Annotated in this window: 16 protein-coding genes; 9 read left to right on the top strand and 7 right to left on the bottom strand. The window is 64.5% G+C overall.

Translation table 11 applies throughout. The features are described 5' to 3' along the window. Positions 1–285: 285 nt before the first annotated feature. Positions 286–639, bottom strand: a complete 354-nt coding sequence (locus AC0Z35_RS04585; protein ID WP_104141782.1) for a hypothetical protein — start codon at positions 637–639, stop codon at positions 286–288. Positions 640–826: 187 nt separating this feature from the next. Between AC0Z35_RS04585 and AC0Z35_RS04590 the strand changes: the two genes are divergently transcribed. From AC0Z35_RS04590 to AC0Z35_RS04600, 3 genes are all read left to right on the top strand, one after another. Further along, positions 827–1444, top strand: coding sequence for an HAD family hydrolase (locus tag AC0Z35_RS04590; RefSeq protein WP_485131233.1), 618 nt, complete (start codon positions 827–829; stop codon positions 1442–1444). A gap of 37 nt (positions 1445–1481) precedes the next feature. Beyond that, positions 1482–2792: a hypothetical protein gene (locus AC0Z35_RS04595; RefSeq protein WP_485131232.1), complete on the top strand. Its 1311-nt coding sequence runs from the start codon at positions 1482–1484 to the stop codon at positions 2790–2792. A 67-nt stretch (positions 2793–2859) separates the two neighbouring features. Beyond that, on the top strand, positions 2860–3327 hold the full coding sequence (locus AC0Z35_RS04600; protein ID WP_189371350.1) for a MarR family winged helix-turn-helix transcriptional regulator: 468 nt from the start codon (positions 2860–2862) through the stop codon (positions 3325–3327). A 71-nt stretch (positions 3328–3398) separates the two neighbouring features. Here AC0Z35_RS04600 and AC0Z35_RS04605 read toward each other — a convergent pair whose 3' ends face one another. The 4 genes from AC0Z35_RS04605 to AC0Z35_RS04620 form a co-directional block, all read right to left on the bottom strand. Next, positions 3399–4715: an MFS transporter gene (locus tag AC0Z35_RS04605; protein ID WP_046807253.1), complete on the bottom strand. Its 1317-nt coding sequence runs from the start codon at positions 4713–4715 to the stop codon at positions 3399–3401. Positions 4716–4774: 59 nt separating this feature from the next. Beyond that, positions 4775–8212: a c-type cytochrome gene (locus tag AC0Z35_RS04610; RefSeq protein WP_485131231.1), complete on the bottom strand. Its 3438-nt coding sequence runs from the start codon at positions 8210–8212 to the stop codon at positions 4775–4777. Next, entirely contained in the window at positions 8209–8811 is a 603-nt protein-coding gene (locus AC0Z35_RS04615; RefSeq protein WP_485131230.1) for a (2Fe-2S)-binding protein, read from the bottom strand. The genes AC0Z35_RS04610 and AC0Z35_RS04615 overlap by 4 nt, the downstream gene beginning before the upstream one ends. A gap of 94 nt (positions 8812–8905) precedes the next feature. Continuing rightward, the gene (locus AC0Z35_RS04620) at positions 8906–10063 is read right to left on the bottom strand and encodes an FAD-dependent monooxygenase (RefSeq protein ID WP_120157079.1); all 1158 of its coding nucleotides are present in this window, start codon (positions 10061–10063) and stop codon (positions 8906–8908) included. Positions 10064–10334: 271 nt separating this feature from the next. Here AC0Z35_RS04620 and AC0Z35_RS04625 point away from each other — a divergent pair, with 271 nt between their 5' ends. The 6 genes from AC0Z35_RS04625 to AC0Z35_RS04650 are packed head-to-tail and all read left to right on the top strand — an operon-like array spanning position 10335 to position 17239. Beyond that, positions 10335–11111, top strand: coding sequence for a maleate cis-trans isomerase family protein (locus AC0Z35_RS04625; RefSeq protein WP_485131229.1), 777 nt, complete (start codon positions 10335–10337; stop codon positions 11109–11111). Beyond that, the gene (locus AC0Z35_RS04630) at positions 11108–11950 is read left to right on the top strand and encodes an alpha/beta fold hydrolase (RefSeq protein WP_485131228.1); all 843 of its coding nucleotides are present in this window, start codon (positions 11108–11110) and stop codon (positions 11948–11950) included. Before AC0Z35_RS04625 ends, AC0Z35_RS04630 begins: the two co-directional genes overlap by 4 nt. A 39-nt stretch (positions 11951–11989) precedes the next feature. After that, complete coding sequence (locus AC0Z35_RS04635; protein WP_485131227.1) at positions 11990–13063, top strand: 2,5-dihydroxypyridine 5,6-dioxygenase NicX family protein; 1074 nt, start codon at positions 11990–11992, stop codon at positions 13061–13063. Continuing rightward, positions 13060–13746, top strand: a complete 687-nt coding sequence (locus tag AC0Z35_RS04640) for an isochorismatase family protein (RefSeq protein WP_046807247.1) — start codon at positions 13060–13062, stop codon at positions 13744–13746. Before AC0Z35_RS04635 ends, AC0Z35_RS04640 begins: the two co-directional genes overlap by 4 nt. A gap of 48 nt (positions 13747–13794) precedes the next feature. After that, on the top strand, positions 13795–16158 hold the full coding sequence (locus AC0Z35_RS04645) for a xanthine dehydrogenase family protein molybdopterin-binding subunit (protein ID WP_485131226.1): 2364 nt from the start codon (positions 13795–13797) through the stop codon (positions 16156–16158). Positions 16159–16204: 46 nt separating this feature from the next. Beyond that, positions 16205–17239, top strand: a complete 1035-nt coding sequence (locus tag AC0Z35_RS04650) for an XdhC family protein (protein WP_104141768.1) — start codon at positions 16205–16207, stop codon at positions 17237–17239. Here the strand turns inward: AC0Z35_RS04650 and AC0Z35_RS04655 are convergent. Together AC0Z35_RS04655 and AC0Z35_RS04660 are read right to left on the bottom strand one after the other, a co-directional pair. Further along, the gene (locus AC0Z35_RS04655; RefSeq protein ID WP_485131225.1) at positions 17169–17714 is read right to left on the bottom strand and encodes a GAF domain-containing protein; all 546 of its coding nucleotides are present in this window, start codon (positions 17712–17714) and stop codon (positions 17169–17171) included. The two genes, AC0Z35_RS04650 and AC0Z35_RS04655, sit on opposite strands and share 71 nt — an antisense overlap. After that, entirely contained in the window at positions 17714–19066 is a 1353-nt protein-coding gene (locus tag AC0Z35_RS04660; protein ID WP_046807244.1) for an MFS transporter, read from the bottom strand. The genes AC0Z35_RS04655 and AC0Z35_RS04660 overlap by 1 nt, the downstream gene beginning before the upstream one ends. Between the last annotated feature and the right edge of the window lie 14 nt (positions 19067–19080).

Raw genomic sequence — 19080 nt, forward strand, 5'->3', positions numbered from 1 at the left:
CGCCTTGAAACCCTCGCTAACACTGGAAATCCATACAGGACTCAAAATCCCCCGCCGCAAGGCGTGCCGGTTCGATTCCGGCCCCGGGCACCAGAATTCCTCATGTGACGCGCGTTAAACACGCTTCGTCCAGCATCGCATCATCCCCTCCGAGCATTGCCCTCCTCGGGCTTAGACGGCCATACCCCCCGGGCTAATGCCCCGCGCGAGGGGCATAGGTACGCACTGCAATGCAGTGCAGTGCTCACGCACCCAGCTAAAAAAGAGCGCCATTAAATAGCGCACCTACTTTTTATCTCCGGTCAGAGCCATGTAGCAGCCCGCGTAGCCCAAGTTCTCGAACTCATCTACAGCTTTCGATTTCCGTTCGGCCGACTCGTAGGACGGAACCCGGAACGCCTGCTCAATGAAGAGCATTTTGATGCCCTTCATGTACTCGTCCTCTGTTCTGGATGCGTCTTCCATAAGCTGCCTCATGGAAGCGCCATGCTGACGCTTTTCCATAATTCCTCGCGCAATAGATGATGAGATTGCGCACTCCTTCATGATCTCGTCAGACGAGGGAGCCGCGACAGCGTTCGAAGATAAAGCAACCGCACACGCGAGCTGGGCGAAGAACCAATTATTTATTTTGACCATTGATCGCCTCTCCTTGTGAGGCGTCGAGTTTACTAGTCGCAACCTGCTAAACGAAAACCCCTTACGGAGACCCCACTCAAAGCTTCGCTCTGCTTTTTAGCCACTAAAACCGCTGTTGCGATAAGCTTGCCTCCACTCGCCCACCGCACCGTGGACATTCATTTTGACAAGCACCGGGGGCTCTCCGATGGCAATCAAAGCCGTAGCGTTTGACGTGTTTGGGACATTGGTCCATATCCAGCGGCCTACTCGCCCGTTTCGAAAGTTGGTCCGTCTGCTGCATGAAGCCGGTCGTCGGCGGCAGCGTGACGACGGGGTTCGGGCGATGAGCAATGTGTTGGACCTCAGGCAAGCGGCAAGCTTGTTTGGCGGGATGGTTAGTGAAGAAGATTTGTGTGGGTTGGAGGCCGAGTTGCATGAGGAGATCCAGTCGATCTCACTCTTTGACGATGCCATTCCCACCCTGACTGCTCTGAAAGACCGAGGCATCAAAGTAGCGCTCTGCTCAAACCTTGCCGCGCCGTATGGGCCGCCGGTGCTGAAACTGTTGCCCGTCCAGCCGGACTTTTGCGCCTGGTCGTACGAAGCTAGCGCGGTGAAGCCGCAGCCGAAGATCTATCAATACCTTTGTGAGGGTATTGGCTGCCGGCCGAATGAGGTCTTGATGATTGGTGACACCGTCGATGCAGATATGATCGGCCCGCGAAAATTCGGTATGCAGGGATACCATTTGAATCGGCAGGCAGCCACGCCGGCTAACAGCGATTCTCTGCGTTCGCTAAGTGAAGTGCTGAATATTGTTTAACTGATTCTTTTCAACTGATCGGCCGCATCCCCTCCCAATGACCACCACCCCCTACCGGGATTACCTCTTCGGCCTGATCATCTCGATTGCCCTGGCCGGGTGGCTGGCATTCCTTGGCCTTACCGCCGCGTTAACTCCCGACCTGGGCTGGGGCATCGTCGCCCTTCTTACTGCCGCAATCTGGGTGGGCGGGCCACTGGCCATCCTGCTGATCATCGTCTGGCTCTACTACCTTTCTCGCGATCGGGGCCGTGTGCCGGGCCGGGTCCATGCCTGGTTGTTCTTGCCTACGCTGATCACCATGCTGATTTACCCGGCCAGCGAATCGTTCGAAAAATCCAAACGCGAGCGCTTTAGCGATGCGCATCCCTATATTGCGGAAACGCACGTCAACCTTAGCGGCAAAGATCTGTGGATCGACACCACGCCTTACGCCACCACGTCGTCGGGTGCTGGGCCAAGAATGCCGTTTGCGGCCGCTGAATCGCAGCAGTTCATGGTGTTCAATCGATATCCCAGCCCGGCCGCGACCCAGCCTTTTCCGTATGACGGCACGCGCTTGCGCGAGGATATCGCGCAGTACAGATATCTTTCTGCGTCGGGCGATGCTGTCGCCGCATCGTTGCCGTTGACGCGTCTTGCTTACCCGGACGTGGCGCGCTTTTCATCCGCGTTGAATAAGCCGGATAGATCGATGTTGCGGTATCTGTATTTTCATTATCCCGACCGTGTCGAGGTTGCCCCTGTGCTGAACCGTTTGGCGGGGATGACGGAGCAGCGTCTTGATCGAAAGGGGCAGCACGGGCTGGTGTTGCTCAGTGCGGTCAATTACACCAGCAGCGCTATCGCTCGGCTTGAAGTGAATGGTCAGACGCTGGATATCGGCGACCGCGCGCTTGTTTCCGTCGCGCCGTTGCCGGCCGCCTGCCATGATTTTGCGCGGCCCATCGGTGCGGCGTTTATTATGCTTAGCCGGCCACTGGCGCTGCGGTGGCAAACGACTGGCGCGCCGGGAACGCCGGGAACGCCGGGAACGCCGGGAACGCCGGAAGCGCCTGAACCCAGCAGCACTGCCAACGCCGCCCACCCCTGGCACACCGCAACGCTGCACGCGCCCGCATTTCGGCATCCTGAACCCGTTGACGGAGAAACCACGCTGATGCGTCTACAGCTGTATTTCCTGCCTGACGGCACGGTCGAAGTGGAACGCTTTGTGCAGGTACATTTTCCGAAAGACAAACTAGGCATGCGCGCCACCGGCGTACCCGCACGCGCGGCCCCTTATGCAAGCTGCGGCGGCGCATACAGTACCTACAACCCGCAAACCGTCCCGCTGCTGGCAAACTAGACATACCGTCAACCTGCACACCGTTGATAAAGATCATCATGACCCATGCATTGCTTCGGATAGGCTTATGCGCAATATGAAAGGCAAGTCCTCGTCCACCACGGAAGGCTATTTGTTTTCTGATCAGATAGGTCACCTGCTGCGGCGTGTCTATCAGCGTCACACCGCTTTGTTTCAGCACTACATCCCCGACTCTCAGCTCACCGCCGCGCAGTTTGTCGTGCTGTGTTCGGTGCGGGATAACGGTGCAAGTTCACTGGCGGACCTGGTCAAGGCGACGGTCATTGACCAAGCTACGGTGCGCGGCGTGGTGGACAGGTTGAAGCAGCGCGAATTGGTGCAGGTGGATCACGACCCGGTTGACCGGCGCAAAGTGGTTATCAACCTGACACCCGTCGGGCAAGCGCTGGTTCAAGAGATGGAACCGTTTGCCAAGCAGATCACGGAAAGCACCTACGGCAATCTGAACCCGGCCGAGCGCGTGGCGCTGCATTTTCTGCTGACCAAAATGTTGAACGGCGACGAACAGGCCTGAGCTGTTCGTCGCCGTTCCTGGCAGCACGCCGGCGCTATTCACGCCGGCGGCACCCTCGATTTACACCACCATCAATCCAGCGCGCGGTTGCGCGACTCCACGTCTACCGACCAGATCGACACGGCGCCTGCCAGCAACATGCTGGACAGCACGACCAGCGACAGCGTGAAGTGGCTGGTCATGATGGGCGCGATGATGGCCGGGGCGAACAGCCCGCCAAAACGCGCCACCGCGCCCGCCATGCCCATGCCGCTGGCGCGCAAGTCCGTTGGGTAGACCTCGGGCGTGAACGCATACAGCGCGCCCCACGTGCCCAGCAGCGAAAAGCTCATCAGCAAGGTGGAACCGATCACCACGGCGGGGTCGGTGCCCAGGCTGTACAGCATGCAGCCTACCGCGCTCAAAATCAGGAAGCCGACCAGCGTGGGCTTGCGGCCCCAGCGTTCGACGCCATAGGCAGACAGCGCAAAGCCGGGCAATTGCACCAACGCCAGCAGCACCAGGAATTCCTGGCCGCGCATGAAGGCAAAGCCGGCGGTGCTGAGCTTGATGGGCAGGTACACGAAGACGCCGTAGTACGCGATGGAGATCAGCGCCCATGCCAGAAGCAACCCGATGCTGCGGCGGCGGTAGCTGGGCGAGAACAAGGCGAACATGGATTTGTTGACGGGCGTTTCCGGTTGCAGCGCGGGCACTTCGATGTTGCGCTGGTTGACGCGCGCGACGCGTTCCAGCACTTTGCGCGCCTGGTCGGATTTGCCGTTGCGGTTCAGGTACATCGGCGATTCCGGGATGTAGAACCGCAGCACCACGCCGATCAGTGCGGGCAGGCCCGTAACGAAGAAGATCACGCGCCAGGCGTCATCGCCCCACGACACCGCCGCCAGCGCCAGCAGCGCCAGGAAGATGGTGCCCACGGCCCAGAACGATTCCAGCAGCACCAGCCAGCGGCCACGGCGATCGCTGGGCAGGAACTCGGCCATCATCGTGTAGTCCACCGGCAACGTGCCGCCCACGCCGATGCCCGTCAGGAAACGCAAGAGCAGCAGCCACGTGAACTCAGGCGCGAAGGCCGAAGCCACGCCCGCGCAGGCGTCGATGACCACCGCGATCATCAGGACGGGTCGCCGGCCGATGCGGTCGGCCATCCGGCCGAAGACGAACGCGCCGATCAACATGCCGATGAAAAAGAACGTGCCGCTTTGCAGCGCTTGGGGCACGGTGATGCCAAAGGTCTTGGCGATGGACGGCGCGGAAAAGCCGATGGACAGCACCTGCATGGCGTCGGCCATCCAGACCAGGCCAAATATCACAAAGAGCCGATACTGGAACTTGCCGACGCCGGCCACCTGAATGGCCTTGTCCACGGATACCAATGAAGCTGACATAGATGAAACCCCTTGATGTGATCATCACTAAAGCCGCACGCGTTATGGCCGCGTTTTCCTTAATTCAGCTCCGCATGGTTGCGTAGCTGTTTAATCGTCGTGCCGGGATCGGCCCAGGCCTCTTTGTCCGGCGCAAAACGTTCCCGCAAATAGCCCAGCAGGTCGGCGACCTGCCTGTCGTCAAGACTGTCCTTGAAGCCCGGCATGTACCCCAGCGCGTCGTCGGCGGGTTCCTGGATGCCGTGCAAGATCACCTGGATCAGGTTGTCGGGCGTGTCGGCGTGCAGGTTGGTGTTGGCGCTTAGCAAGGGCTTGGCGCCGAACAGCGTGGGCCCGCTTCCGGCCTCGTGGCAGACCGCGCAGGCGTTCTGATAGATGCGTTCACCGTTGGCGCGCCGGCCTTGCAGGGATTGGATCGTTGCAGCGGCGGGCGTGGTGGCGGAGGCAGACGCAGAGGAAGTCTTGGGCGCAGCCGCGGTGTCGGTTGTGGTGTCGGTGGTGGTCTCGGTCGTGGTCTCGGTCTTGGACGATGGCGAGGACAACGAGGGCGAGGGCGAGGGCGACGGTGTCGCAGAAGCCGATGCAGAAGCGGATGCCGAAGCCGATGCCGAAGCCGATGCCGATGCCGATGCCGCCGACGCAGCATATTCGGCATTGCCGTCGCCCTGCCGCTTCGGCAAGTCCAGCAAATACGCGGTGATGGCCTTGAGGTCGTTGTCCGGCAATTCTGCCAAGCCGTGGATCACGGGCGCCATCGGCCCGGCCGCCACGCCGTGGCTGGGGGAATAGCCCGTGCGCAGATACTGGAACAGTTCATCACCCGACCAGGCGCGTGGTCCGCTGGCCAGTTGGTTCAAGGCGGGTGCGGTCCAGCCTTCTGCCTCGCCCCCTGCCAGGTAATGCACGCCCTTCTTCTCCGCGCCCAGGCGGTTGCGCGGTGAATGACAAGCGGCGCAGTGGCCAACGCCCTCGACCAGATACGCACCACGCAGCCACTGCGCGCTGCGCGACGGGTCCGGCGTGAAGGGCGTGGCGTCGTGAAACAGCGCATTCCAGCCGGCCAAGAGCGGGCGCATATTGAAGGGGAAGGCCAACTGCGTCTTCGGCGGCTCGGACTTAACGGCGGGTTGCGACATCAGGTAGCCATACAACGCCTGCATGTCCGCTTCGCTCAATTTGGCATAGGCCGTGTAGGGAAACGCGGGATACAGCTGACGGCCGTCCTGGTGCACGCCTTGGCGCATGGCGCGTTCGAACGCGGGGTAGGACCAGCGGCCGATGCCGGTGTCGTTGTCGGGCGTGATGTTGGTGGAATAGATCGTGCCGAAGGGGGTGTCCAGCGCCAGACCGCCCGCGTTGGCTTGGCCACCGGGCGCGGTGTGGCAGGCGATGCAATCCCCGGCAGCGGCGACCAGGCGGCCCCGTTCGATGGCCCGCATGGAATACAGGGAAACGTCGGGGCCAGCCGTCAAAGGCAACGCAGGCTTGATGGGCCACAGCGCGGCGACCATGCCGGCCAGACCGGCGACGCCGGCCGCGAGCCACACGCCGGCTCGCGCCAGACGACCCCGCGCCGACGTGCCCCAGCTTGGTCGCCCATGGTCTTGCAACGCCAAGCGCAACGCCTCGGTGTCGAACGGCGCTTGCCGCAGCCGCACGCCGGTTGCGTTATGGATGGCGTTGGCGATGGCGGCGGCGGCGGGCAAGGTGACCACGCCGTCCATGGCCAGACGACCTTGTGTGACGTTGCCGTCCGCGACGTCTCCCGCTGGGCGGGGCAGCATCGCGCCGTCGCTCCCTTCGTAGGGGCGTACGGCCGGGAGTGGCGCGTCATCCTTGAACGACGGGCTGACCCAATCGTCAAACGCCGGCGGCCCCGCCAGCAGACGGCGCGCGTTATCCAGCAGCCATGGCGTTTGCTGTTCGATATGGGCGTGTACGGGCGCGCCTTGCGCCGGTTGCAGGCGCTGGCTGTCGTGGCCGGCGACCACGCGGGTGACTTCCACCTGACCGGTCTGGGCGCGCACGGATACCTCGGCCACCCAGGCGCTCCACACCATGCGGGTGGCGCCGTCGTCATCCACGCATTGCACCTGTGCGGTGGCGAAGCCCGTGCCATGCAGCAGGCCCGCGGTGGGCGCTGGGGCGGCGTCGGTGTCGGCGTTGGCGTTTGCGTTTGCGCCTGCGCCTGCGTTTGCGTTTGCGTCTTCGCCTGCGCCTGCGTTTGCGCCCGCGCCTGCGTCTGCGTCTGCGCCTGCTCCGGCGCCGGTGTTTAATCTTGCGCGACTCACGACTTGGCGCGCCAGCTCGCGGCCCTTGCCTTCGGGCAGGTTTTCCACGCGCCACGCGATGGGATCTTTGCCGTGGGCCAGCGCGGCTTCATGCCATTGGCTTTCTTGCGCAAAGACTTGCGCGGCGTTCAATTCATCCACACTGGCGCGCAACGGGGGCAGCGCGCGCCGGGGCGACGTTACGGGCGCGCCGCATACCGTCGCCTGTGCCGACGCGCCTGCCAGCGCGGGCTGGCTCAACAGCCGCGCCAGGCTCGGGCGCACCGCCCAGGGTGCATCGGACCGCAACGACGCGGCGCCGGCAGCGGCGAGCGAGTCGGGTTGCGGCGCGAAGGTAGTGGCGTTGGTGGCCGAGGCGTTAGAGGCAGAGGCGTTGGAGGCCGAGGCGTTGGAGGTGTCGGCGTTTGAAGCCCATGCATTCAAAGCAGCAGCATTCGGAACGGCAGCATTCGAAGCACCTGCATTCGAAGCACCTGCATTCGAAGCACCTGCGTTCAAAGCAGCAGCGTCCCAACCCGCCGAGGCGAACGTCGCATCATCGACCGGCAGACGCAGCACCAACTCTTCAGCAACACCCGACCGGCAGGCCACGCACACCGGCCGGCCCACTGCTTGCGACAGCAGCGCGGCGTCGGCGGCGGCGTCCATCAAGTCCAGGGGATGCCCCGCATCGTGGCCTTCGGAGACCGCCCCGTCGATCGTCGCATGCACCGTGACGCGGATCGTCTCTTGCGCTTGTTGCAGCAGCGCCGCCAGCTCGCGGCGTATCTGAGCTTGCGTGCCGGGCGTGCAGGGCGGCAGCCACACGCCGGCATGTCCGTTCAGCGCCCATACCGTCGCCCGAGCACCGGCTGGCGCTTCAAAAGACGGCAGGCACAGGCCATAGCGAATTTCGTCCGAATCCGCGACATCATCACGTGGCGTCTGGACTGAATCCGGCGCTTGCCATACGGGCGCCAAGGCCATGGCCGCCTGCCTGGCATGAACGGGCGACACGGCGACGACGCCCGCGAAGTGTGTGTGCCGAACCACCGTCACAACGCCAGACAGCGCGCGCGCCTGATCCCACTGCGCCTGCTGCAAGACGCTGCCGCGATACCGCGCGCCATCCCACAGCACGGCAGGCGGACGCAAGGCCACGCCGTGCAGCAGGTCCGCGGGCAGGCCCAGGTGGTGCAGCGGTGACCCCAGCGCGTCCTGGCTCATCGCGTGGATCCGCCATCCGCAAGGTCAACACCGCCCGCAACATCCGCGACACCCGCAACACCCACAACACCCACAACACCCACAACACCCACAACACCAACACTTTTCGCCCGCAACTGAACCGCCCGCAGCGCCGCCTGCATGATTTCCACATGCGTGCCGCAGCGGCACAGGTTGTGATGCAGTTCGCTGCGCAGCGCGTCTTGCGTGGGCTCAGGATTGCGGCGCAGCAGCGCTTCCACCGTCATGATCATGCCGTTCAGGCAGTACCCGCACTGCGCTGCCTGGCAATCGATAAATGCTTGCTGCGTCGTGCCCGGTTGCTGACGTGTGCCCAAACCTTCCAGCGTGACCACCGCCCTGCCCTGCGCGGCCCGCACCGGGATCACGCACGACCGCGCGGCCACGCCGTCGATCAACACCGTGCACGCGCCGCACTCGCCCAGGCCACAGCCATACTTCGGCCCGTTCAGCGCCAGGTCGTTGCGCAGCACGTGCAGCAGCGCCGTGTCGGGCGCGGCCGGCACGGTGCACTCGACGCCGTTGACGTTCAAGCGGATCGGCTGAGTAGCGCGGCAGGAATTGACGGTGGGTCCCATAAGGCGTGGCGCGTGGTCGCAGTTCGAAAAGTACGAAGGTTGCCGCGACACGGGCCCAGGGGCAAGCCCCCTGGCACGCGCGGCGGACAGATCCTCAGGCCGCGGCCCGCGTCTTGGGGTCTACCAGCGGTTCGTTGAACACGTCATAGCCAAAGCACCACGACGGATCTTCATTCGTGCGCAACCAGGTGTTGTCGTGCGAAATGCGCTGCACCTTGCTGGCGCGTTCGGCGCGGTTGGCTTCGTACAGCGCAAAGGCCAGCTCGTGGTTCTGCACGCCCACTTCCTGGAAGCAGCGCGCCAGCATGGCGCCATCTTCAATGGCCATGGCCGCGCCTTGCGCCATGTGCGGCTTCATGGGGTGGCAGGCATCGCCCAGCAACACCAGGCGGCCACGGCTCCAGAGCGGCAGCGGGTCACGTTCCAGCAGCGACCACTTGGTGACGTCCACCGTGGCGTCGATCAGCGCCTGCACGGTGGGGTGCCAACCGCTGAAGGCTTCGCGCATTTCATCCTTGCTGCTGGGCAGCCAGCGGTCGTTCAAGTCCCAGTGCTCCACCGGCACGCCGGTGACGTAGTAGAGCTCGTCGGCCTTGCTGGTAACGAAGTACACCATCATGTGGCGATCATCGCTCCACCATTTGACGCAGGAATCGAAGGGCAGCATGCCGGCCTTGGTCCGCGGCGTGGGGAACACGGCGCGGTGCGCCAGATAGCCCGCGTACTTGGGCAGCTCTGGCCCCAGCAGTTCTTCGCGAATGCGGGAATTGACGCCATCGGCGCCGATCACGATGTCCGCCTCTTCCGAGGTGCCGTCGGCAAAGTGCATCAGCACCACGTCGCCGCGATCTTCCACGCGAGTCAGGCTCTTGTCGTACGCCACCACGTGCTTGGGCAAGGCGTCGACCAGCAAGGCATGGAAGTCGCCCCGGTGCACGGTCAGATACGACGCGCCGTATTCCTTGACGGCGTAATCGCCCAGCGGAATCTGCGCCAGGATGTCGCCGGTTTCCCAATGGCGGCTGTACCAGAAGTCCGGGTGCGAGCCCTGCGCGTTCAGCGCATCTTCGATACCGATGCGGCGCAGGATCTTCATGACGTTCGGCCCCACGTGGATACCGGCCCCCAATCGCGAAAAGCCGGGCGCCTGCTCGTAGACGCGAACGTTAAGCCCTTGCTTGAGCAGCAGCGCGGCGGTGGCGGCGCCGCCCAGGCCCGCGCCGACGATGGCGATACGAGGGGATGTAGACACGGAACTTCTCCTTGCTGGATGGTGAAAGACTGCTGAAGCCAATTCAGGAAATTATGGAGTACACGCTTAATTTATGGATACATAAAAAGATGACCCGCGCGTAAACCCGAAGGGGAATCACCAAAATAGTGCATTACTCGCGCACACTTAGGTGAAAACCACTACAACAAGCGGGCTGGTCATCTGCGCTGCTCTTTGCAAGAATAGAGCGTATACGCTTCTTTTGAATTTATCGAAAACCCTAGGCCCGCCCTTTTTCCAAGGCTTCTCCATGACGAAGACATTCCGTATCGGCCAGATCGTTCCCAGTTCCAACACCACGATGGAAACCGAGGTGCCCGCCATGTTGCAGGCGCATTCGTCGCTGCGCCCCAACGATCGCTTCACGTTTCATTCCAGCCGCATGCGCATGAAGAAAGTGCAGAAGGAAGAGCTGGCCGCCATGGACGCCGAAAGCGACCGCTGCGCGCTTGAACTTAGCGATGCGCGCGTCGACGTGCTGGGCTACGCCTGCCTGGTGGCCATCATGGCCATGGGGCGCGGTTACCACCGCGTGTCTCAGAAACGGCTGACCGAGCGCACCGCCGAAAACGGCGCCTCCGCGCCCGTCATCACCAGCGCGGGCGCGCTGGTCGAGGCGCTGCATGCGATGGGCGCCAAGAAAATCGCGCTGGTCGCGCCCTACATGATTCCGCTGACCGAACTGGTCATGGACTACATCGCCGCCGAAGGATTCGAAATCGTGGATTGGCGCGCGCTGGAAATTCCCGACAACCTGGACGTGGGCCGCCATGACCCGGCCAAGCTGCCGGGCATCGTCGCCGGCATGAATGTGGCCGACGCCGATGTGATCGTGCTGTCCGCCTGCGTGCAAATGCCGTCGCTGCCCGCCGTCTCGCAAGTGGAGGCGGAAACCGGCAAACCCGTTCTCACGGCGTCCATCGCCACCACCTACGCCATCCTCAAAGAACTGGGCATGGACCCAGTGGTACCCGGCGCCGGCGCCCTGCTATCGGGCGCTTACCCCTACTCCCGGAGCGCACAATGACCCAAGCCCAAGCCAATAGCACTTTTCTGTACGGCGCCAACGTCCACGCCAACGGCATCCGCCAGCACTACCTGCGTTACGGCGGCACGGCGGGCGAACGCGCCGGCCGCCCCGCCGTCATCCTGATTCCCGGCATCACCAGCCCGGCCGTCACCTGGGGCTTTGTGGCTGAACACCTGGGCCGCCAGTTCGACACCTATGTGCTGGACGTGCGTGGACGGGGCCTGTCGGCGTCCGGCCCCGGGCTGGACTACGGCCTGGACGCGCAAGCGGCTGACGTCAATGCGTTTGCCCAGGCGCTGCAACTGGCCCACTACGCGCTGGTCGGCCATTCCATGGGCGGCCGCATCGCCGTGCGCGCCGCGCGCAGCCAACCCCAGGCGCTGACTCGCCTGGTCCTCGTGGACCCCCCGGTATCCGGCCCGGGCCGCCGCCCGTACCCGGCCAATCTGCCGTGGTACGTGGACTCCATTCGCCAGGCCACGCACGGCATGAGCGCCGAGGACATGCTGGCCTTCTGCCCCACCTGGACCGAAGCCCAGCGCCAACTGCGCGCGCAATGGCTGCACACCTGCTTTGAACCGGCGATTGTGCAGAGCTTTGAAGACTTTGGCCGTGACGACATCCACGCGGACCTGCCCGCCATCAAGATCCCGATGCTGCTGGTTACCGCCGAAAAGGGCGGCGTCGTCGGCGATGACGATGTGGCCGAATGGCAGGGGCTGGCGCCGCAGACGCAGCACGTGCGCGTACCCCGCGCTGGCCACATGATTCCGTGGGACAACGAAGCCGGCTTCTACGCCGCCTTCGGCGATTTTCTTGGCAGCAAGATCGACTGATCCGCCCTTTTCCCAATCCGCTGATTCAAGGAGCCCGCCATGTCCGTCAGCGATATCGATTTGATCCACGCCTGGAAGCAGGTGCTGACGTTGTCGCGGCTTGAAGCCGGACAGATCGTCACCGTGCTGACCGGCGCCGACACGCACCCGCAAACCTTGCGCTGCGCGATCGCCGCCGCCACCGACCTGGGCGCCCGCGTCAACCGCCTGGACCTGCCGCCCGTCAACGCGGAAAAGTCCATCAGCCGCGACGCGCTGGCGTATCTGGGCGCCACGCCGCTGACGGGCAACCCGGCCGCCATCGCGGCGCTGAACGCCAGCGACCTGGTGCTGGACCTGATGACGCTGCTGTTCTCGCCCGAGCAGCATGACATCCTGCAGACCGGCACCAAGATCCTGCTGGCCATCGAACCGCCCGAAGTGCTGTGCCGCCTGGTCCCCACCGATGCCGACCGCGCGCGCGTGCAGGCCGCCGCGCGTCGCATCGAAGCCGCCAAGCAAATGCACATCACGTCCGACGCCGGCACCGACCTGCGCTGCGAACTGGGCGAGTTTCCCGCGATATCGGAATACGGCTTCGTGGACGAACCCGGCCGCTGGGACCACTGGCCCAGCGGCTTCGTCCTGACGTGGCCCAACGAAGGGCAAAGCCAAGGCCGCGTGGTATTGGACCGTGGCGACATCCTCTTGCCCATGAAGGACTACGTGACCGATCCGATTGAACTGGTCATCGAGAACGGCTACGTCACCCGCATCAACGGCGGGCTTCAGGCAGACATCCTGAAGGAATACATGGCGGCGTATGAAGACCCGGAAGCGTATGCCGTGTCGCATATCGGCTGGGGCCTGCAACCGCGCGCGCAGTGGTCCATGCTGGCGCACTACAACAAGGAAGCGCACATCGGCATGGACGCGCGCGCCTTCGAGGGCAATTTCCTGTGGTCCATGGGCCCCAACAATGAAGCAGGCGGCAGCCGCACCACCGCCTGCCATATCGACATCCCCATGCGCCATTGCAGCGTGGCGCTGGACGGCCAGCCGATGGTGACGCGCGGCGTGGTGCAAGACGAACCCGGCCTGGCGCACGCCGCCCGCCGCAAGGACAACAAATGAATGCTTCCACCCAAACCATTCCCGCCGACGCCGTCGCGGGTGACATCTCGGCCTACTCGCGGCAAGGCTTCGGCACGCCGTTGCCGCTGAAGGCGCCCTTTGGCCTGCTGATCGTGGACTTCGTCAACGGCTTTGCCGACCCGGCCGTGCTGGGCGGCGGCAACATTGCGCCGGCCATTGCGCAGACGCGGCACCTGCTGGCCCACGCGCGTGAACGCGGCTGGCCGGTCGCGCACAGCCGCATCGTGTTCTCGGACGACGATGCCGACAGCAACATTTTTTGCTTGAAGGTGCCCGCGATGTTGGCCCTGAAAGAACATAGCCACAACAGCGCCATCGTGCCCGAGCTTGCCCCGGCGCCCGGCGAATACGTGGTGCGCAAAAGCACGCCGTCTGCATTCTTTGGCACCATGCTGGCGCCGTGGCTGGCGCAGCGCGGCGTGCAGACCTTGCTGGTGGCCGGCTGCGTGACCAGCGGCTGCGTGCGCGCCAGCGTGGTGGATGCCATGCAGGCGGGCTTTCGGCCGCTGGTGGTGTCCGACTGCTGCGGCGACCGCGCGCTGGGGCCGCACGAAGCCAACCTGTTCGACATGGCGCAGAAGTACGCGGCTGTCATGCCCTTGGACCACGCGCTGGCCGAGACGCGCGCGTTGGTGGATGCCCCACTGCCGGCCGCGCGCTAAGCGCGACATAATCGTCAACCGGCCCGGCCCCTCCCCTTCGCTGCCCTCATGCCCCTGCCCCAGCCCCACCTACTGCCTGGCGCGCTGCTTGCCCACCCCGACGCCTTGCTGGTGGTGCGCGAGCCGTCGGCGCCGCCCAAACCCGCGCCGGGTCAGCCGGGCTCCGCCACCGAATACGTCCAGCCCACGCCCGAAATATTCGTGGCCATCGTGCGCGATGCCGGCCTGGTCGCGGGCGACACGCCGTCGCCCGGTTGGCGCGTGCTGGCATTCAACGGGCATGTGGACCTGGGCACCGGTATCCGCACGTCACTGGCGCAGATCGTTGCCGAAGAACTGGACGTGCCCCTGTCACGGCTGGACATGGTGCTGGGCCACACCAGCGCCGCGCCCAACCAGGGGCCGACCATCGCCAGCGCCAGCATCCAGATTTCCGCCGTGCCATTGCGCCGCGCCGCCGCGCAAGCGCGCGAACATCTGCTGATGCTGGCGGCGCAGCGGCTGGGCGTGCCGCGTGACGCGCTGTGCGTGCGTGATGGCGTGGTGCAGGTGCGGGACCAGCAAGATCGCCGGCCACGCCAAGGTCGGCACGACGACGGCGATACGACGCATCACAACAATGCCGCGCCACACTTGCCGCAAGCGCTCAGCTATGGCGATCTGCTTGCCGGCCAGCACATCCGCTTGACGCTGGCCGCGCCCGACGCCCCCGTCCGCCTCAAACCCGCCAGCGAATATCGCATCGTCGGCCAGGGCGTCGCCCGCGTGGACATCCCCGCCAAGGCCACGGGCGAACTGAGCTTCGTGCACGACGTGCGCGTGCCGGGCATGCGGCATGGCCGCGTCGTGCGCCCGCCGCACCCCGGGCGCGATGCCGGCGACTTCATCGGCCAATGCCTGATCGATGTGGACCGCGCCTCCGTGGCCCATTTGCCGGGCAATGTGCAGGTGGTGGTGCAAGGCGATTTCATCGGCGTCGTGGCCGACCGCGAAGAACAGGCCATTGCCGCCATGCGCGCCCTGAAGGTCCGGTGGAAGCCCATTCCGCCCGCGCCCGACCTGAGCGACGTGGCTGCCGCCATCCACGCCAACCCGGCCCGCGCGCGGCCGCTGATCGAAGACGGCGACGTGGACGCCGCGTGCGCCCAGGCCGCCACGCACCTGCGCCGCCGCTACGTCTGGCCGTATCAGATGCACGCGTCCATCGGCCCATCCTGCGCCGTGGCGGATTTTCGTGACGGGCGATTGACGATGTGGACGGGCACGCAAAACCCCCACATGCTGCGCACCGATCTGGACCGGCTGCTGAACCTGGGCGAAGGCCAGATCGACCTGATCCGCCTGGAAGCCGCCGGGTGCTACGGGCGCAATTGCGCGGACGACGTCTGCGCCGACGCAGCGCTGCTGTCGATGGCGGTGGGCGCGCCGGTGCGCGTGCAGCTGACGCGTGAACAAGAACACCAATGGGAGCCCAAGGGCACCGGCCAGTTGATGGACGTGGGCGCCGCCATCGACGCGCAAGGCAATCTGCTGGCGGTCGACTTCGCCGTGCGCTACCCCTCCAACGATGCGCCACTGCTGGCCTTGCTGTTGACCGGCGCCGTCTCGGGCGACCCGCGCACACTGGAAATGGGCGACCGCACCGCCGCGCCGCCCTATCGCTACGCGGCGCGGCGCGTCGTCTGCCACGACATGCCGCCGATCGTGCGTTCGTCTTGGTTGCGCGGCGTATCGGCCCTGCCCAATTCCTTTGCGCATGACTGCATGATCGACGAGCTGGCCGAGGCCGCTGGCGCCGACCCGGTCGAATACCGCTTGCGCAACCTGGACGACGCGCGCGCCGTCGCGCTGATCGATGCCACGGCCAGGCAGGCCGGATGGCAAGCGCGCGCCGCCGGCAGCCGGGGCCAGCCGGACGCCGACGGCTTACTGCGCGGGCGGGGCATTGCCTATGCGCGCTATGTGCACAGCAAGTTCCCCGGCTTCGGCGCCGCGTGGGCGGCCTGGGTCATCGACCTGTGCGTGGACCCGGCCACGGGGCGCGTGCGCGTCGAGCGCATTGTCGTCGGCCAGGACACGGGCATGATCGTCAACCCGGCCGGCGTGCGCCATCAAGTCCATGGCAACGTGATCCAGACGCTTAGCCGCTGTCTGATTGAAAAGGTGTCGTTTGACGACGCCGGCGTGGCCAGCCGCGAATGGGGTGGCTACCCCATCATCGGCTTCAAGGACGTACCCGCCATTGACGTCTTGCTGATGCCGCGCCAGGACGAACCGCCGATGGGCGCGGGCGAATCCGCATCCGTGCCCGGCCCCGCCGCCATTGCCAACGCCTTGTTCGACGCCACCGGGAAGCGCTTTTACGAAGCGCCATTCACGCCCGACGCCGTGCTGGCGGTGTTGGCGGCCTGACCCACGCAACAACGCCACACATCAACGCCACGCAAGCATCAGCCCCATGACGGACATCAACATCCTGGTATTACGCCAAGCCTTGGCCTGGCAACAAGCCGGCATCCCGGCCTGGCTGTTCACCGTGGTCCGTACGTGGGGGTCGTCGCCCCGGCCCGCCGGGTCGATCATGGCGATGAACGCGCAAGGCGCGGTGGTGGGGTCGGTGTCTGGTGGCTGCATTGAAGACGACTTGGCCGATCGCGTTCGCGCCCTGGGCGATGACGCGCACTTGCCGGTGCTGATGCGCTACGGCGTGCTGGCGGACGATGCACGCCGCTTCGGCATCCCTTGCGGCGGCACGGTGCAATTGTTGATGGAACGCATCGGCGCGCACAGCCTGCTGCCAGAACTGCTGCAAGCCTGCGTGGAGCGGCGCTGCGTCACGCGTACCGTCGATCTGTCATCCGGGCACACGCGATTGCAGGGCGCACAGCCCGACATCGCGCCGCAATTGACTGACGCGACGTTGACGGTGGGCTTTGGTCCCACGGCGCGCCTCATCGTGATTGGCGCGGGTGACACCAGCCGATATCTCTGCCAGATCGCGCTGACCTTGGGCTTTGAAATCATCGTTTGCGACCCGCGTGAATCGCATCAGGGCGATTGGGCGCAGGACGGCATAACTTTCACGCGCGAGATGCCGGACGACGTCATCCTGCGCGTGCAGCCCGACGCACGAACCGCCGTGGTCGCCTTGACGCATGACCCCAAGCTGGATGACCTGGCGCTGATCGATGCGCTGCAATCCAACGCTTTCTATGTCGGCGCCATCGGCTCACGCAAGAACAGCGAGCAGCGCCGCGCGCGGCTGCGCGAGTACTTTGATCTGACCGACGCCGACCTGCACAAGCTGCGCGGCCCGGCCGGCGTATTCATCGGCAGCAAGACTCCCGCCGAGATCGCGTTGTCGATCATGGCGGAAGTGGTGGCGGCAAAGAACGGAGTGAGCTTCCTTGCCGCCGCCGCGCTCACACGCTGTCCAGCCCCGATCGATCAACCGCCGCCGCCGCCGCTTGCGCAGCCTGCATTTCCTCAATGAAGACCGGCGCGCACATGCCCGCGATCACCGCCGCCAGATCCCGGTCGGCAAGATCGTAGGCTTTGCGACCGGCCAGCAGGTTCAGCGACCCGATCACCCGGCCCTGGTAGCGCACCGGAATATTGAACGCGGAATGCAGGCCGCGCTCGATCAGCATCGGCGCTTCGGAAAACACCGACCGCACGTCGTCTTCATCGCTGGCCACATACAGCAGGCCTTGCTCCAGCACATGACGCGACCACGGCCCGTTGCCCGTGGCCTTGAAACCGCCCAGCGGGCTGATGCTTTCATCCGACGTGTACAAGCGCTTCATCAGCCGATGCTCTGGCAGATACAGCAGCGCGGTGAACAGCTGATGCCCGAAGGCGTCCGCCAGCAAGGCCGACACTACTTGCCACTGCGCCGCGCGGTCTTCTGCCTGAGCCAGGGCCCGCGCATGCGCCGCCCACGGCGCCAAGGTTGATGTCTGTGTCATCAGTGAATCGCCTCCAGCACCACGCCACGCGTGTTCTTGCCAAAGAACAGGATGCCCAGCCCGCCCACCAGCAAGATCGCCGTCATCATGGCGAACACGCCGGCAAAGCCCAGTACGGGATACGCCACGCCGACGATGGTGGGCGATGCAATCGAGCCGATGCGCGCAAAGGCCGATGCCGCGCCCATGCCGGTTGCCCTGATCGACGTCGGATAGATCTCGGCGGTGTAGGTGTACTGACCGGCAATCACGCCATTCATGCCGAACGACAGCAACATGCTCAACATGATGATCTGCTGTTCACCACTGGCCAAAGCCAGGCCCAGCGCCGACAGGCACGACAGCAGCATGTACGCCAGAATCGTGTACTTGCGGCCGATCTTGTCGTTGAAATACGCGGCGGAAAAATAGCCGGGAATCTGCGACAGATAGATCAGGATGGTGTACGAAAAGCTCTTGGTGATGGTGAAACCGCGCTCGACCAGCAAGCTGGGAATCCACACCAGGAAGGCGTAGTAGCAGAACAGCACCGTGATCCAGAACACCCACACCAGCACCGTCGTGCCCAGGTAGGTTTTCGAGAACAGGGACGTCAGTTTGTCCATCGCGCTTTGCGGATTTTCGGCGGCGGTGGCGGCGCGCCGCGTCGCAACGGGCGTGGGCAGCGGACGGCCCAGCTTTTGCTGCACTTCGGCTTCGATGGCCGAGCAGATGCGGTCGGCTTCGGCGGTCTGGCCGGTGTGTTCAAGCCAGCGCGGCGACTCGAACAGCGACTTGCGCCACCACAGCAAAAACACTACCGGCACGGAAGCAATCACCATGATCCAGCGCCAACCGTCGTCGCTCATCGGCACGATGAAATAGCCCAGCAACGCCGACAGCACGAAGCCGAACGAGAAGAAACCCGCCAGCGCGCCCGTGAAGCGTCCACGGTATTTGCTGCTGACAAATTCCGCCAGATACGGCGCGATGATGGCGCCTTCCGCGCCCATGCCGATGCCGGCAATCATGCGCAGGATGTAGAACTCGTGATAGTTGCGCGCAAACGCGTTGATGAACGTGGCCACGCAGAACAGCAGCAAGGCCCACATCATGATTTTCTTGCGGCCGTAGCGGTCACCCAGGATGCCCGAGAACAGCGCGCCCACCAGAAAGCCGACGTACGTGCTGCTGGCGATCCAGCCGATCTGGCCGGTGGATAAGCCCCACTGCGTGCGCAGCGAGGGGATGATGAAGGCAATGATGCCGGCGTCCAGTGCTTCAAACGCAAGCCCCAGGCCGCCGATCATCAGCAACCTGAAATGGAAGCTGGAAAACGGTAGCCGTTCCAGGCGGTCCGATACGGAATACATGGTGAAGATTTCCG

The organism is Achromobacter sp. 1L-A-4-B-C2, from assembly GCF_057291955.1.